The organism is Halobiforma nitratireducens JCM 10879 (genome assembly GCF_000337895.1).
GTDB lineage: Archaea > Halobacteriota > Halobacteria > Halobacteriales > Natrialbaceae > Natronobacterium > Natronobacterium nitratireducens.
In genome coordinates this window covers 18,496-34,184 of sequence record NZ_AOMA01000069.1, presented here as the reverse complement: position 1 = coordinate 34,184, position 15,689 = coordinate 18,496, and the positions used below count along the sequence as shown (strand labels likewise).

At 67.0% G+C, this 15,689-nt stretch carries 7 protein-coding genes; 3 read left to right on the top strand and 4 right to left on the bottom strand.

Translation table 11 applies throughout. The features are described from left to right. Positions 1–112 precede the first annotated feature (112 nt). The 3 genes from C446_RS06425 to C446_RS06415 all read left to right on the top strand — a co-directional run bounded on the left by C446_RS06425 (position 113) and on the right by C446_RS06415 (position 7,304). The gene (locus tag C446_RS06425) at positions 113–3,892 is read left to right on the top strand and encodes a PAS domain S-box protein (RefSeq protein WP_006672269.1); all 3,780 of its coding nucleotides are present in this window, start codon (positions 113–115) and stop codon (positions 3,890–3,892) included. Positions 3,893–4,045: 153 nt separating this feature from the next. Beyond that, positions 4,046–5,686, top strand: coding sequence for an ATPase domain-containing protein (locus C446_RS06420; protein WP_006672268.1), 1,641 nt, complete (start codon positions 4,046–4,048; stop codon positions 5,684–5,686). After that, a complete protein-coding gene (locus tag C446_RS06415; protein WP_006672267.1) occupies positions 5,679–7,304 on the top strand; it encodes a PAS domain S-box protein in 1,626 nt (541 codons plus the stop codon). Before C446_RS06420 ends, C446_RS06415 begins: the two co-directional genes overlap by 8 nt. 93 nt (positions 7,305–7,397) lie before the next feature. Here the strand turns inward: C446_RS06415 and C446_RS06410 are convergent, their stop codons facing one another. From C446_RS06410 to C446_RS06395, 4 genes are all read right to left on the bottom strand, one after another. Continuing rightward, positions 7,398–7,943 carry an 8-oxo-dGTP diphosphatase gene (locus C446_RS06410; RefSeq protein WP_006672266.1) on the bottom strand — a complete coding sequence of 182 codons (546 nt, stop codon included), beginning with the start codon at positions 7,941–7,943 and terminating at the stop codon, positions 7,398–7,400. A gap of 240 nt (positions 7,944–8,183) precedes the next feature. Beyond that, positions 8,184–12,122, bottom strand: a complete 3,939-nt coding sequence (locus C446_RS06405; RefSeq protein ID WP_006672265.1) for a UvrD-helicase domain-containing protein — start codon at positions 12,120–12,122, stop codon at positions 8,184–8,186. Continuing rightward, entirely contained in the window at positions 12,115–13,311 is a 1,197-nt protein-coding gene (locus tag C446_RS06400) for a PD-(D/E)XK nuclease family protein (protein ID WP_006672264.1), read from the bottom strand. The genes C446_RS06405 and C446_RS06400 overlap by 8 nt, the downstream gene beginning before the upstream one ends. Next, positions 13,304–15,631 carry a PD-(D/E)XK nuclease family protein gene (locus tag C446_RS06395; protein ID WP_006672263.1) on the bottom strand — a complete coding sequence of 776 codons (2,328 nt, stop codon included), beginning with the start codon at positions 15,629–15,631 and terminating at the stop codon, positions 13,304–13,306. The genes C446_RS06400 and C446_RS06395 overlap by 8 nt, the downstream gene beginning before the upstream one ends. Positions 15,632–15,689 lie beyond the last annotated feature (58 nt).

Genomic DNA, 15,689 nt, shown 5'->3' with positions numbered 1-15,689 from the left:
TTATCAATGCGGCTCAAAAATACAGATCGACGCATAAACGGCAGACTGCTTCCTGTTCCATAGGAATCGTCGCTCGGGTTGATTGTTCGGTTCGCGAATCCGTTAGAGACGAATGCCGTCGCTTCGCGTGCTGTACGTCGACCGGGAGCCGGGACTCGAGCCGGTCCGTCGGTACCTCGAGGACGGGACCGACGTGGCCGAGTTCGACGTTTACACTGACGCCGATCCGAAGAACGCGCTCTCGAGACTCGACGAAGCGGACTGCCTCGTCTGCGGTGTCCCACTGCCCGGTTCGGGCGGAGCCGACACGGGGGTCGACGTCGACGCCGGTCGGGCTTCGATCGCCTTTCTCGAGCGGGTCAGGACGCAGGACCCGTCGCTCCCGATCGTCCTGTTCGTCGATCGGGGAGCGAACGTCCCCGTCACGGAGGCGTTCGACGCGGGTGCGACGGACTACGTCCGGAAACCCGACGCCCGAAGCGAGGGAAACGAATCGGAACGTGATCGTCGCGAGGCGAGACCGGTGGCTCCCGATTGTACCGGCAACGGTGTTGCCGACGTGACCAGCCCTGGCCCCAGTGCCGGACCGACCGGGGCCTCTGTCGAGGACCCTGGAACGACCGGTACGGACGCTTCCTCCGACCGTTCGTACGAACTCCTGGCACGGCGGATCGACGCGGCCGTCTGTCGAGAGAGCGAGGGTGGGTCCCGCCCGGGACTCGAGGAGGTAATCGAACGCGCCCCCGACGCCGTCTTCGTCACCGGAGCCGACGGGACGATCGAGTACGCGAACGACGCGTTCGAGCGGGTCACCGGCTTTTCGGCCGCAGAGGCGATCGGGAAGAACCCACGTATTCTCAAATCGGGTGAACAGGACCAGGAGTACTACGAGCGGATGTGGAGCGCGATCCTGAACGGGGAACTGTGGGAAGAAGAGGTGGTCAACGAGCGAAAGTCCGGGGAGTACTATCACGCCCACCAGACGATCGCCCCTCTCGTCGATGAGGACGGCACTGTCGAGCGGTTCGTCGCGGTCCAGCGGGACGTGACCGATCGCCGACGGCTCGAACGGGAGATCGAACGCTCTGCGAGAACCCTCTCGCGACTGCACGACGCCGCGTTCGAGCTCGATCGACCGCTCGAGGCGAAACTCGAGGAGTTACTCGAGATCGGCACGGAGTCGCTCGACTTTCCCATGGGGTACGTCACTCGGATCGACGGGGACACACAGCAGATCGTCGCGGCCGTCGGCGATCACGAGTCCCTCGAGAAGGGGGCGACCGATCCCCTCGAACGGACCTACTGCCGACACACCATCGAGGCCGACGACCCGGTCGTCGTCACCGACGCCGAGTCCGACGCCGACTGGGCCGACGATCCGGCGGTCGATCGGTTCGGTCTCAGTTGTTATCTCGGCGGCAAGATCGTCGTCGACGGCGAGGTCTTCGGGACTGTCTGTTTCGCCGACGAGGAGTCTCGTGATCCGTACGTCGGGCGCGTGCAACGATCGACGATCGAAGCGCTCGCACAGTGGATCGGCCACGAACTCGAGCGTCGACGCTACGAGCGCGACCTCGAGCGCTACGAGGAGATCATCGAGAACGTCCCCGTCGGCGTGTTCCGGACGAGCGCCGACGGCGACGGTGGGTTCCAGGCGGTCAACGAGGCAATGGTCGAATTATTCGACGCTCCCTCGAAGGCGGCCCTCCTCGAGCGGCCGGTGCCGGACTGTTACCGCGATCCGGACCGACACGCCGACCTCGCCGAGCAACTCGCCGACAGCAGCGAGGTTCGAAACGCCGTCGTCGAACTCGAGACGGTCGACGGCGAGCCGTTCTACGGGTCGGTGTCGGCGATCGAGCGGCGAGACGGGAACGCTACGGAGAGGGGGTTCGAATTCGGCCTCGACGGAGCGACGGATCGAGCGACCGACGGTTCGGAAGGCGAGGTCACCGCCGGCTACGTCGACGGGATCATCCAGGACGTAACCGAACGCGAGCGTGCCAAGGCCGAACTCGCTCGAAGCCGGGAGCGATTGCAGGTCCTCTTCGATCGCTCCCCGGACGGGATCGTCGTCCACGACGCCGACGGCAGGATTCTCGAGGTCAACGCCACGCAACTCGAGCAGAGCGGCTACGACCGCGACGAGTTGCTCTCGATGAACGTCGCCGACCTCGAGGCGAGCCTCTCGCTGCCGAAGTTACGAGAGGTCTGGGCGGACCTCGAGCCCGGGTCGGTCCTGAAAGTGGAGGGTGAACACGTACGAGCCGACGGCTCGATCTACCCCGTCGAAGTCTGGGTCAGCTGTATCGAACTGGAGGACGAACGGCGGTTTCTCGCGCTCAGTCGCGAGATTTCCGATCGAAAGGAACGCGAACGCGAACTCGAGCGCCGGGAGGCGTTCGTCGAGAACGTCTCGGATGCGATCACGGTCCTCGACCGGGACGGCACCGTCGAGTACGCGAGTCCCGCTGTGGAGACGGTGGTCAGTTGTTCGCCGGACGTGCTCGTGGACGGGTCCCTGTTCGAGCACGTCCATCCGGACGACGAGTCGGCCGTCGAGTCAGCTCTCGAGCGCGTGCTGAACGGTAGTGGCGTCGAGACCGTCGAGTATCGCTTTCGCTGTCGGAACTGCGGCGACGCTGCCGACGATACCGCCAGCCCGGAGTCGGGCTCCGCTTCCGAAGAGGAGTCCTGGCGCTGGGTCGAATCGAACGTCAGGAATACGCTCGACGATCCGACGATCGAAGGGTTACTCGTGACGACCCGTGATATTACGGCCCGAAAGGAACGCGAGCGGAAACTCGACCTCGCGCGAACGCAACTCAGGCAGGTCGTCGATCTGGTTCCGGACCTGCTCTTCGCGAAGAACCGGGAAGGGGAGTACCTCCTGGCGAACGAAGCCGTCGCGGCGGTGTACGGGCGGTCGGTCGAGGAGATCGTCGGAAAGACCGACGCCGAGTTGCTCCAGTCCGCAAAAGAGGTGTCGGCGTTCCGGGCGGACGATCGAGAGGTTATCGAGTCGGGAGAGCCCAAACACGTTCCCGAAGAGACGCTGACTGCAGCCGACGGGAACACGCTCGTTCTCGAGACGACGAAGATTCCCTTCGAGGTCGCGGGAACCGGCGAACCGGCCGTGCTGGGGTACTCACGCGACGTGACGGAGCTCAAAGAACAGCGAGACAGGCTCGATCTGCTCAACCAGGTCGTCCGCCACGACGTCCGCAACGACATGCAGGTCGTTCGCGGCCGGCTGCAACTGCTCGCCGACCAACTCGACGGGGAGACGCTGGATATGCCGACCGTCGAAACGCATCTCACGGAGATGCTCGAAGCCACCGACGAGGCGATCGAACTGACGAAGACTGCACGCGATCTGACCGAAACGATGCTCGAGCGAAACGCGGACCGAAAGCCGATCCCGCTCGAGGACGTACTGTGGTCCGAACTCGAGGGAGTTCGGTCCCGCTACGCGGACGCCAGGGTCGAGCTCGAAACCCCGGTTCCCGACGTGGCCGTGGTCGCCGACGAGATGCTCGAGTCGGTCGTCGAAAACCTGCTCGTGAACGCGATCGTTCACAACGACGGGCCGACGCCGCGGGTGACGGTGTCGGCGGACGCGGACCCGGAGCACGGACGGGTCGAACTCAGAGTTGCGGACGACGGTCCCGGTGTTCCCGACGACCGAAAGGACGAGGTCTTCGGGAAAGGGGAGAAGGGCCTCGACAGCCCCGGAACGGGGCTCGGTCTGTATCTCGTCAGCACGCTCGTCGAGCAGTACGGCGGTAACGTGTGGCTCGAGGACAACGACCCGAAAGGGACTGTCGTGGTCGTTACGCTCCGAATCGCGGACAGTAAGCGAGGACAAGGGGGAGCAGGGAAGTCACCATGACCGGTCGGGACGGCCCGTGCCACCGGACGGGAGCGGTCGGCGGGCCCGATGGTGGTACCGAACAGAAACCACCTCGACGAGCTGGAACGATCGGCCTCACCGAACCACCAGCCACGTCTGCTCCAGGAATAGGAGCACGGAACGAACACAGCTATGACTACTGACACCGACGCGGAACGCGACGAATCGGAAGTGGACGCGAACGACGCCGCACCCGAACGGATCGGGAGCGGCATCGACGGCCTCGACGAAGTGCTGCGTGGCGGGTTAGTAAACAGTCGCCTCTATCTCGTCTGTGGCGCGCCCGGGACCGGCAAAACGCTGCTCGGGATGCACTTCCTCGAGGCAGGGCTCGAACGTGGAGAGACCGTTCTGTTCGTCCACGGCGAGGAGTCCCGCGAGGAGATCGTCACCAACGGCTCGCGACTCGGGATCGACGTCGAGGACGCCGCGTTTCTCGATCTCGGGCCGGAGTCGGAGTTTTTTACGGAAGATCGATCGTACGAACTGGTCGATCCGGGGACCGTCGATCACGATCGATATACGAAGGACATCCACGAGGCGATCAGCCGTATCGACCCGTCCCGAGTCGTCATCGATCCGATCACACAACTGCGATACATCGAACCCAACGACCACCAGTTCCGAAAGCGGATTCTGTCGCTGATGCGCTTTCTCAAGGAACGGAACGCGACCGTTCTCACGACCGCAACCGTTTCGAACGACGGTGCGGCATCTTCGGAGGAGGGCGGAACCGAGTACGACGTGGAGGTACAGTCGCTGAGCGACAGCGTCATCGAGCTGCGACGTGGCGACGGGGGACGCCGGCTCCGGGTAACCAAACACCGCGGGTACGGGCAGCGACGCGGGAGTCACGGGATGGCGATCAGAGACGGCGGCGTCGAGGTCTTTCCCGCGCTGGTCTCCGATAGAGAACGGCGAGGGAAGTCGTCTGTGGACGAACCCGGTGTCGGGGTCGAGGCCGAGACCGAAACCGAAACCGAAACCGAAACCGGGGTCGGCTGCGACCCCGGAATACTCCAATCGGGCAACCCCGCCCTCGACGAGTTGCTCGGCGGCGGCCTCGAGCGCGGGACCGTCACGTTCGTCAGCGGACCGACCGGTGCGGGGAAGACGACGCTGTCGACGCAGTTCCTCGTAGAGGCTGCGACGGAGGGAAGCGACGCCGCGCTCTACCTCTTCGAGGAGAGCGTCGAGACGTTCGTCCGGCGGGCGGACTCCGTCGGGGTACCGATCGAAGCCTACCGGGGGAACGGGACGCTCTCGATCGAACCGGTCGAACCGCTGTCGCGATCCGCCGAAGAGTTCGCACACCAGGTCCGTGATCACGTCGACGACGGCATCGAAGTCGTGCTGATCGACGGGATCGACGGCTACACGATGTCGTTGCAGGGACGGCGCGAACGGCTCGTCCGGAAACTCCGCGCGCTGACCAGGTACCTGACGGATCGTGGCGTAACGGTGCTGATAACCGACGAGATTCGGCAGCTGTCGGGCGTAACGACGGCGACGAGCGCTAATCTCAGCCACCTCGCCGACAACATCGTCTTCGTCAGCTATCTCGAGGTCGACGGCGGGCTCGAGAAGGTGATCGGCGTGTTGAAAAAACGTACGGGCGGGTTCGAACACACGATGCGGCGGTTCGAGATCACGTCCGACGGGCTCCGGATCGGCGATCCGGTTCCGGGCTATACGGGGGTGTTCGACGGTCGAACCGGAGGACAGTCGGGCCCGTCGCGGCCGGTCGACGACCAGGGTGACCTCGATGAGTGACGTTCCGGAGTCAGCGTCTTCGCCCCCGGACAGCCGTGGGGCCGGTTCGACCGGACGCGAGGACACTCGAGAGGAGGCTGCGGGAGCCGGTCCTACCGAGACGGAAACCGTCCACCTCCTCGTCGCGAACGAAGGGGACCGCGACGCTCTCGAGGAGTTGCTCGCGGAGCGGTATCGCGTCCTGACCGACCGCGATGGTCCCTCCCCGCGCGCCGACCTGTATCTCGTCGAGGACCGTGTGTTTCCCCGCTACCGGAGCGAACTACGCGAGTTGACCCACGAGAGTCACCCGACCTTTCTCCCCGTCGTTCTCGTCCGGCAGGAGGGTGCCCGTCGGCGCTCGGCGTCGCTCCTCGAGGACGCCGGGCCCCGGACCGGCGACGACGGGCGGCCGCCGATCGTCGACGACGTGATCGACGCGCCGATCGATTCGCCGCGGCTCTTTCGTCGCCTTCGGAGTCACCTCGTGCGCCGGAGCCAGTCGATCGAACTCGCGACGCGGGTATCGACCCTCGAGGAGCGGAAGCGTGAACTCCGCGGGTTCAAACGCGTCGTCGAACAGACCGGCCACTCGATCTTGATCGCGGACACCAACGGAACGATCGAGTACGTCAACCCGAGCTTCGAGCGAGTAACGGGGTACGACGCCGACGAAGCGATCGGCCGGACCCCGCGGCTTCTCAAGTCCGGCGCTCACGATGAGGCCTTCTATACGGACCTCTGGGAGACGATCACGGCGGGCGAGGTCTGGAAAGGCGCGGTCATCAACGAACGAAAAGACGGGACGAGATACGTCGTCGATCAAACCGTCGCGCCGATCACTGCCGACGGCGATATCGAGGGCTACATCTCCGTCAACTCCGATATAACCGACCGCATTCGTCGGGAGCGACAACTCGAGCGGCGAGAACGGGAACTCGAGATTCTCAGACAGATTCTGACTCGTGTGCTCCGACACAACATCCGGAACGATCTGACCCTCGTCGCGGGATACGCCGAACGGATCGCCGGCGACCTCACGGAGCCGTACGCCTCCATGGGGGAGGCGATCCTCGAGACGGCCGAGCGGATCGAACGCACGAGCGAGAAGGCCCGCACGATCAGCTCGATTCTCGAGGAGAGCGGCGAATTGACCGACCACGACCTCGAGACTGTCGTCCAGGGCGCGGTCGCGACCGCCCGCGAACGGTACCCCGACGCGACGATGGCCGTCGACGTACCGTCGGACTGTCGGGTCACGGCGGGAACGCACTTCCGGAGCGCGGTCGACAATCTCGTCGAGAACGCAGTCCGGCACAACGACGGGCCGGAACCGACGGTCGAAATTGCAGCCACGACTACCGACGAGGGGACGGCCCGCCTCGTCGTCGAGGACGACGGGCCGGGCATTCCGGAGCACGAACTCGCGCCCCTCGACAGCGAGGCAGAGACACCACTCGAGCACGCGAGCAGCACCGGTCTCTGGCTGATCAACTGGGTCGTCGAACGCGCCGACGGCAGCCTCGCGTTCGACGTGACCGACGAGGGCACACGGGTGACCGTCGAACTGCCGCAGGCGGGAAGCAAAACCGAAATCGACGACCGACCGATTCTCCACGACGAACCGACGATCGACTGAGAGGGGCCGCTGTACACCGTCGCGGTCTACCGGCGTGAGTTCGGATGCGTTCTTCCGTACGTGCCGTGGACACGACCGAACAGCGTCGTCGCTTTACCCGTCGTCGGTAAACGAGATGTCCCACTCGAGGTCGTGGCGGACGAACTCCGCTTCGTCGAGCGGTTCACCGCCCGAGAACGCGAACTCCCCGGCGATCGTCCGTCCCTCGAGGACGCCGGGCAGCCAGAGTCGGTCGTCCTCCCACATCCGATCGTACGGGACCTCCTCGACGCCGACCCACTCCGGGCGGGCTTCCTCCGATGGCCGCGGCTCGCCGCGGAACGCGGTCGTCCGGAACACGTGACAGAACGTGTGGACCTCCCCGTCCAGCAGGAAGGTCAGTTCGCCGGCCTTCTCGAGGTCGGCGGGATCGATCTCGAGGCCGACCTCCTCGTGGGTTTCTCGGACTGCACACTCCCGGGGCGTCTCGTCGCCCTCGAGTTTCCCGCCGGGACCGTTGTACCAGCCGTCGCCGAGTCCACGGCGTTTCTCGATCAGGAGTACCTCGTCGGCCTCGCTCACGTCGTCTGCCGGCTGGGACTCCGACTCGCCGTCGCCTGGGCTCGTCCGGAGCGGAAAACAAAGCGTCGCCTCGATCATACTGGATCGTTCGTTCCGACCGACATAAGCGCACGTATCCGTCGCCAGCACCTTCCGCGCCGCGTTCGGGGAGTTGGCGATCGGCCGCCGTCGAGCGGGAATAAGAGCCGACGACCGTTCACTGGTCCGGAACCGACGCCTGCGGAGCCACGATTCACTCTGAACGGGGGGCGTGGAGAGCGGACGAAGCAAAACGGATCGAGCACTCCGAGGACTCCCGAGACGATACACGCGGCCGACTCACTCGTCGACGCTCGGCGTGTACTCGTCGGGCCCACAGCCGAGCGAGCGGTGTGGACAGTAACGGCAGTGCTCTCCCGGCGTCGTCTCCGCGTAGGATGGCTCGTCGACCGACTCGAGGGTCTCGAGCACCGTCTCCCAGGCCGGCAACTCGTCGGTGGTCGGATCGAAGAGGTCCACGCGAGGGGCATTTGTGGCCGTCGAGTCGTGGCCCTCGCGGGACGCGGCGTCGGAGCCGACGTAGACGTACCCCACGGCCCCGATAGGGTCGTCGAACCGCTCTTTGCAGGCACGGGCGTACAGCGCGAGTTGGACGGCGTCTTCGGGCGATACCCGATCCGCTGTCGTCTTGTAGTCGAGCACGGCCACGTCACCGTCGGGAGTCAGCCGGACCGAATCCACGTAGCCGACCACCTCGCCCGCGACGCCGTCGACCGACGCGAGCGAGAACGGCAACTCGGCGGCGATCGGGTCCCAGTCGACGACCGGGCGATCGTAGTCGGCGGCCGTCGCCTCGAAGAACCGGTCGACGCAGGCGAGCACCTCGGCCCGATACGACTCGAGTCCACGGGCGGTGAGCTGTCGTCGGGCGACTGCACGCCACTCCTCGCGGGTGTCGTACTCCCGGTGGAACGCCTCCTCGGCGACGGCGTGGAAGACGGTCCCGACGATGCGTGACCCTCGTTCCCCTCGGCTGGTGACCGATGCCGGGGACGTGCCATCCTCCCCGCGTTCCGTCGGCGGGTCGTCGACCGCCCGTACGACGTGATCCAGGTAGTGCTTTCGCGGACAGGTTTCGTGAGTCCGCATCGCGGTGTAGCTGTGGGTCAGCGCGATCGGAAGCTCGCTCGCGTCCGAGAGGGTGTCGACCGGGAATCGGACGGTATCGGCTGTCAGCGCCGAGAGGCTGCGTTCGGTGGGTACCCGAAAGCGGTCGGAGCCGTCCGCGGCCGTGTGAGTCGCCGCGTCGGCGGCCGGGAGCAGGTTCCCGTCCCGTAACAGTCGCCCGAGCCGGTGAACCCGGTCGATCGCCGCCTGCGTTCGCAGGGGTTCGACCTGTCGGTCCTCGTAGCCGGCGTAGTAGGTGATCGAGCCCGGCGTCACGTCGCTTGACCGTGCAAGCGCCGTGGTTCGGTCGGCGACGCTGTCGGGATAGCGTTCACGGACCTGGGCGAAGCTCTCGGTGACCGACGACCAGAGGTTCATCCGCCGCCCCGCGGTGGACCACTCGATTGCGGACGGGAGACAGGCGTCGGCCGTCGAGACGCTCAGTGTCCCGCTCTCGTCGGTGTCGTACTCGTAGGCGGAGCCGAACAGGAACAGGTGGTTCGCCGCCCGGGTGAGCGCGACGTGCAGCACGCGCCACTCCTCGCCGACGGTTTCGGCCGCGAGGTCGGCCTGCAGTGGCGAGTCCACGTCGTCCTCGAGGGTGGCGGCGAGTAGCCGCTCCCGGAAGCGTTCGGCGTAGTCCGACTCGACGCACCACTCCTCGTCCGAGAGGTAGGGGACGAGCACGGTGTCGAACTCCAGGCCTTTCGCCTGGTGGACGGTCATCACGTCGACGCGGTCGTCCGAGTGCGTGCCGCGGTTTCGGTCGCTCCCACTGCCCTCGAGGGCCCCCTCTAGCGCGTCGAGGAACTGCGGGGAGAGGGTTCGCAACACCGAGTCGGCGTCGTAGGCGTCGACGAACCGGTCGATCCGGTCGAACGCCGCTCGCTCCTCGCTGGTCAGGTACCACTCGACGTCGGTGATGTCTCGGAACCGTCGCAGAAAGCCCGACAAGGGATAGATACGTCGGTAGCGATCGAGCGTCACGAGGTGGTCGCGAGCGCGTTCGACGCGCTCGGGGTGGGCCAGTCGCTCTCGGGGGAGCTCCGGGTCGGTTTCGGCGTTTCGTTTCGTGCCGTCAGCTCCCCGTTCCCCCTCGCCGCCTTCTCCGGTCTCGCCGACCGCGAACACGGCGTCCCGAAGCGACCGCTCGTCGCCTCGAGCGGCCCGCTGGAGGGTTCGGAGGTCGCCGTTCGAAACGCGGTACCGGTAGAGCAACACCCGGCGGAGGTGGGCGTCGGCCGCGGGATCGACCAGCGCCCGGAGGTACGACAGCACGGTTCGAATCCCGGGCGAGACCTCCCCACCGGGTGACCCGGATACTTCGTGGGGTATCCGGCGTTCCTGCAGCGCGTCCGCGACTGCCTGGGCGTGACGGTTCGTCCGGACGACGACCGCGAGGTCCGCGAGGCGGCGTCGGGGCACGTTCTCCGCCTCGCCGTTGAGCAGCCGCGAGACGGTCGTCGCGACCTGATCGGCCGTCGCGCGTTCGATCTCGTCGCTTTCGATCTTGACGACGTGGTCGAAGGGGGGCTCGAGGTCGTTCCCGTCGTTTCCGTCGCCGTCGCCGTCTCCATCGCCATCGCCATCGCTCCCGCCAGCGTACTCGTACCCGTCGTACGCGCCGTACTCGTCTCGGTCCCGATCCACCTCCCGCAGCGTCTTCGAGGACTGGTGGCCGTACTCACAGCGGTTGGTGAGCTCGAGAATCTCCTGGCGCGACCGGAAGTTGAGTCCGAGTTCGATCGTCTCGTGATCGTCGTAGACGTTCTCGAGCCGATCCAGCCCCTTTCGGTCGGTCCCGCGCCAGCCGTAGATCGACTGGTCCTTGTCGCCGATCGCGAACAGCGACGGCCGGTCGGGCCCGTGCGTAAGCTCGGTCAGCAACTCGAACTGGGTCTCGTCGGTGTCCTGGAACTCGTCGCAGTAGACCTGATGCCACTGTCCGGCGATCTCGTCGGCGACCTGCTCGTCCGCGAGTAGGTCCGTCGCCGTCCGGACGAGTTCGTCGAAGTCCAGTGCGCCTCGCGTCTCGAGTTCGGTGTGGTAGGCCGCGTAGACGTCGGCGTAGTGGCGTGCGAGCCGCAGGAACTCGACGTAGTGTTTCAGCCGGCCGAACGGGCTCTGTTCGAGCTGCCCCGTGGCGTCCCGGCGGATCACGTTGCAAAACAGCGCCCGCGGGAGCTGTTTCGTCTCCGAGTCCTCGAGCGAGAGTGTCTCGATCGTTCGGGTGACACAGTCCTGCAGGACCCCGAGATAGCGATCGACATCGCTGACGACGCCCTCGTCGGTAAACGCCGGCGACTCCTCGATCTTCTCGCGGCAGTACTGAATGAGTTTCCCGTAGTCGATCAGCGACGCCGTCGCCGTCTCGAGGTGGTCGGGCTCGTTGAAGTATCGGAGCGAGTCGGCGTCGAACGAGAGGTCGTCCTGTGCCCTGCGCTCGAGCCAGAGGACGAACTCGGCGCACAACTCGAGAGTTTCGATCGTGGGGAGCCGCTCGCGAAGGTCGTCGGGGGTGACGTCTTCCTGGCTCATTTCCCGAACGAACTGGTCTACCTCGCGTGTGAGCTCGGCGGGGGAGCCGTCGCCGGTCGCGGCCGCGAAGTCGTAGTCGTTCTCGGCGAGCAGCCGGCCGACGAGCCGGCGTCGCTTGCGGTCGGTGACCACGTCGAACTCGGGGTCGAGCCCGAGGTAGTAGGCGTACTCCCGGACCAGCCGATGGCAAAACGAGTGATAGGTGTAGACGTCGATCGCCGCGGCTGCCTCGGGGTCGAGTCGCTCGGCGACGGCCTCGCGGATGCTGCCGGCGGCCTCGTTGGCGAAGGTGAGCACGAGCACGTCCTCGGGGTCGACCTCACCCCGGTCGATGGCGCGCTCGATCCGCATGAGCATCGTCGTCGTCTTCCCGGTCCCCGCGCCGGCGTCGACGGAGGTGCAGGCGGCCGTACTCTCGATGACGGCCCGCTGGTTCCCCCGTGGGTTGAGGTCGCCGTCGTCGCCGGTCAGTAGGTCGGCCGCGCCGGCGGTCGTCTCGGGCACGTCGCTGTCGCTGTCGCCGTCCCCGTTCCCGTTCCCGTTCCCGTCCTCATCGCGGTCGGGCTCACGCATCGAATCCCACCTCCGTCTCGAGGAAGTCGCCACAGCACACCCGGTAGGCACAGTCCGGGCAAGCGTCGGAAGCGATGTCGTCCCATCGTTCGCTCGGATCGAACGCCCCCGACCGAATCTCTCCGACGACCGACTCGAGCCGGTCGTCGACCGTCTCGTTGCGGTGCTCGTGGGTCATCCCGAACGTGTGGTGGTCGACGTAGACGTCGGTGAGGTCCGCGGCGTCGATCGTCGTCTCGACGGTGTCCCTGACCCAGTTGATCGACGCGTCCGAGCGGTCCGCAAGCGGAATCTGGACGTACCGACAGGTCCGAGCCGAGAGCCCGAGCCGGTCGCGGTAGTTCCGCAGCCCGTCGAGGACGACCGCGGTCTCGAGCAGGGCCGCGGCCGGGTCGGGGTCGAACGCGTTGGCCTCGGGATCGAAGTGGTCGACGAACAGGTCCTCGACGCGCTCCCAGTCCGAGCGATACCGAAGGGAGCCAAGCGACCACAGCGTCGGGACGAAGCGCACGGCGACGAGCGAAGCGTCGTCCGCGTAAACGTAGTCGATCGACGCCGTGATCTCGACGGGGGCCGGCTCCTCCTCTCTGCCGGCCAGGTCGCTGCGCGGGCCGCCCTCGGTGGAGCGTGCGGGACGAACCGAACTCGAGAGCCGGAGGTCGGGACCGACGAACGGCGAGCCCGCGTCGGTCTCCGTGTGGCGTTCGCTGTCGTGAGCGTTTGCGTTCCGGTCGTGATCGCGACTGCCGTCGGCAAACTCCTCTTCGAGCCGCCGAACCCCTGCCGCGTGATCGGCCCCGAACCGTTCGGCGTAGGCCTCGACCGTCGCCTCGAGCATCCGTCGCTCGTGGCGTCGCTGTGCACGGGAGTGGAACCGCTCGTCGTGGTCGGCCCACAGCGACGCCAACCGCGCGGCGACCCGCTCGGCGAGGGCGTCAGCGTCGGCGTCCGACGCGCCGTCCTCGAGGGCGTCACAGATCGCTGTCCGCAACAGTGCGACGCGCTCGACCGTCGCCTCGGCCTCGGGCCCGCCGGAACCGGTAGCAACGTCGGCGGCTCCCTCGAGGTCGTGGACGTGGGTGAACTCGTACCGTCGGGGACACCGGAGGTACGTCCGAAGCCCGTCGACGGAGAACGACGGGCCGACGTCGTCGCTCCTGTCGTCGGGGACGGCCGTGCCGTCAGTCATCGCGTACCACCTCCCCGGCCGCGAACTCGAACTGCGAACGGACGGCCTCGGCCAGCTCCTCGTCGATGTCGCCTTCCGCGAGCACCACGGCGATCTCCTCGAACAGTGCTTCAGTCGCCGCGAGGTCGGCGTCCCCGCCCGTGCTGGCCTCCCGGAGGACGCGCTCGAGTTCCCCGCGTGGCTGGTCCAGCAGTGCTTCGACGGCGTTGGTCTCGCCATAGATGGCCGCGTTCGACCGGGTGTCGGCGTCCACGAGTTCGAGGCCGGGCGTCGCGGCGATTCCCTGCAGGTACCGTGACTCGTCGTACGTTCGGCGCAGCCCTCCCGAGCCGCGCTCGTAAGAGCAACAGTACAGCCGGTCCCGGGCGGCGCGAGCGCCGAGAGCGAGCGTTCTTCGCGCCCGTTGTGCGTGGTACGTTTCGAAGGGGTCCCCGACCTCGTCGGGGGCATCGATCGCGCCGAACGTCGCCGCGACGGTCTCGGCCGACGGGTCCGTGACGGCGGGGTAGGCCGCGGCGTCGCGGAGCCACGCCGACGGGAACAGTTGCGAGAGGAACTGTTCGCCCGGGTACACGTCGTCGACGAGATCGAGCAGGAAGACGACCGCCCGCGAGTCGTACTTGAGGTCGTCGACCACACAGACCGTGACGCCGCCGGAGAGTGGGCGGGTCTCGACGGCGTGGACGTACGGTGCGTCGTACTGAATCGTCCGGCGGAGCATCCGTCGGAGCCCGTCCCAGTCCGGTGCAACGAGGTCGGTCTCCTCGACGAACGACGCGACCTCGAGGACACGCCGGATACCCTCGTACTGCTCGCGGGCGTCGACCCACTCCTCCTCGGCGGCGATGCGGTCCTTGAGGTCCGTCCGACGGAGCCACAGTTGCAGCGAACGGACGACGCTCGGATCGCGACACGACTCGAGCAGGGCCGGCGAGAACCCATCGACGCGGGCCCGCAGGCGCTCGAGGGCGGCTTCCCGGCCGTCGCCGGGCGTCGCGGCTCCGTCCGCGTCGTCCGCGAGGACGACGGTGTCGACCGAGGCCGTCGCATCCGCGCGGTCCAGTTCGCACTGGAGCGTGACGAACGCGTAGAGCTCGTTGACTGCGGGGTCCTCGGCGAGCGACGGGGTTCCGATCGTCGCCGTCGGGACGCCGGCCTCGCGGAGTCGACGCCGGGTTTCCGGGACCCGCTCGATCGAGGGGACGGCGACCGCCACGTCGTCGTAACGCCAGTCACGCCGGTCCGAGAGCGACTGTATCTCGGTCGCGACCGCTCGAACCTGCTCGCGAGGCGTCCGAGCGCGGATGCGGTACGCTCGACTCTCGGGCTCGGGTTCGCTCGTGTTCTCCGATCGCTGTGCACTCGAGTCCTCGGTCGCGTTCTCGACAGCGGAAGGGGAACTGGTGCCGGTCGCCAGGTACCGAACGATCTCCGCGTGGGGCGGCTCAGCCGCGTCTTCGGGGCCGTCTTCGAGCAGTTCGACCTCGACCTCGAGTCCGTCGCCGACGAGGGCGTCGATGCGGCCGGATTCGACGCGGGTGCGCTCGACGCTGGCGTGGCGCTCGCCGAGACAGACCAGCCGGGCGTCGGCCGTGAGCGCGCCGAGGTATCGTCGGTCGAGTCGCCGGAACTCCTCGAACTCGATGGCCAACACCGCGTCGAAGGAGTCGGTCACGCGCGAGCACAGCCCGTCGGCGTCGGCCTCGAGGAGGTCGACGACTCGCGGGATCACGTCGGCTCGCTCGACGTAGCCTCGGTCCTCGAGTTCGTCGTGGAACCGATCGTTCATCGCGTAGAGGAACGCCAGGCAGTCCTCGATCGAGTCGGCCCGTTCGTCTGCCGGCGGCAGGTCCTCGAGCCGGAGTCGCTGGCGCGTCGCCTCGAGCAGCAGTTGCCCGACGTCCCTGGCGAAGCTCTCGCGTTCGGCGGCCCGCCGGAGGTAGTCGGGCACGTCCCGGCTGGCCCCGTCGATCACGAGCGAGATGAGTTCGATCCGTTCCTCGTACTCGAGTCGGTCCAGCGTCGGGTCGTACTCCTCGAGAACCTTCGAGGCGTGCTCGGGTACCGATTCGACGCGAGCGGAACGGGACGTGCCGTCGGTCGCGTCCGCGAGTCGCCGTCGAACCGCCTCGAGGCTGGTCGGGTGTCGCTTCAGCACCAGAACGTTCCGTGCCCCGTGCTCCGCCGCGAGGGCCGCGTACTCGTCGGCGACGACCTCGAGCGGGTCGCTTGCGGGGACCGGGCGAAGCTTGCAGACGCCCTCGAGCGGGACCGCAGCCGAGGACGGAGACGGAGACGAGGGAGCGGGTGGCGATGACATCGGTCGATACGTCTCCTGTAGGGGCGAGTCCGTACTTAAAGATGCGGCGGCGAGCCGT

What these genes read in the sequence shown, in the direction of transcription:
- C446_RS06395 (WP_006672263.1), bottom strand. Translation starts at nt 15,631, where the DNA reads ATGTCATCGCCACCCGCTCCCTCGTCTCCGTCTCCGTCCTCGGCTGCG.
- C446_RS06410 (WP_006672266.1), bottom strand. Translation starts at nt 7,943, where the DNA reads ATGATCGAGGCGACGCTTTGTTTTCCGCTCCGGACGAGCCCAGGCGAC.
- C446_RS06415 (WP_006672267.1), top strand. Translation starts at nt 5,679, where the DNA reads ATGAGTGACGTTCCGGAGTCAGCGTCTTCGCCCCCGGACAGCCGTGGG.
- C446_RS06425 (WP_006672269.1), top strand. Translation starts at nt 113, where the DNA reads ATGCCGTCGCTTCGCGTGCTGTACGTCGACCGGGAGCCGGGACTCGAG.
- C446_RS06400 (WP_006672264.1), bottom strand. Translation starts at nt 13,311, where the DNA reads ATGACTGACGGCACGGCCGTCCCCGACGACAGGAGCGACGACGTCGGC.
- C446_RS06405 (WP_006672265.1), bottom strand. Translation starts at nt 12,122, where the DNA reads ATGCGTGAGCCCGACCGCGATGAGGACGGGAACGGGAACGGGAACGGG.
- C446_RS06420 (WP_006672268.1), top strand. Translation starts at nt 4,046, where the DNA reads ATGACTACTGACACCGACGCGGAACGCGACGAATCGGAAGTGGACGCG.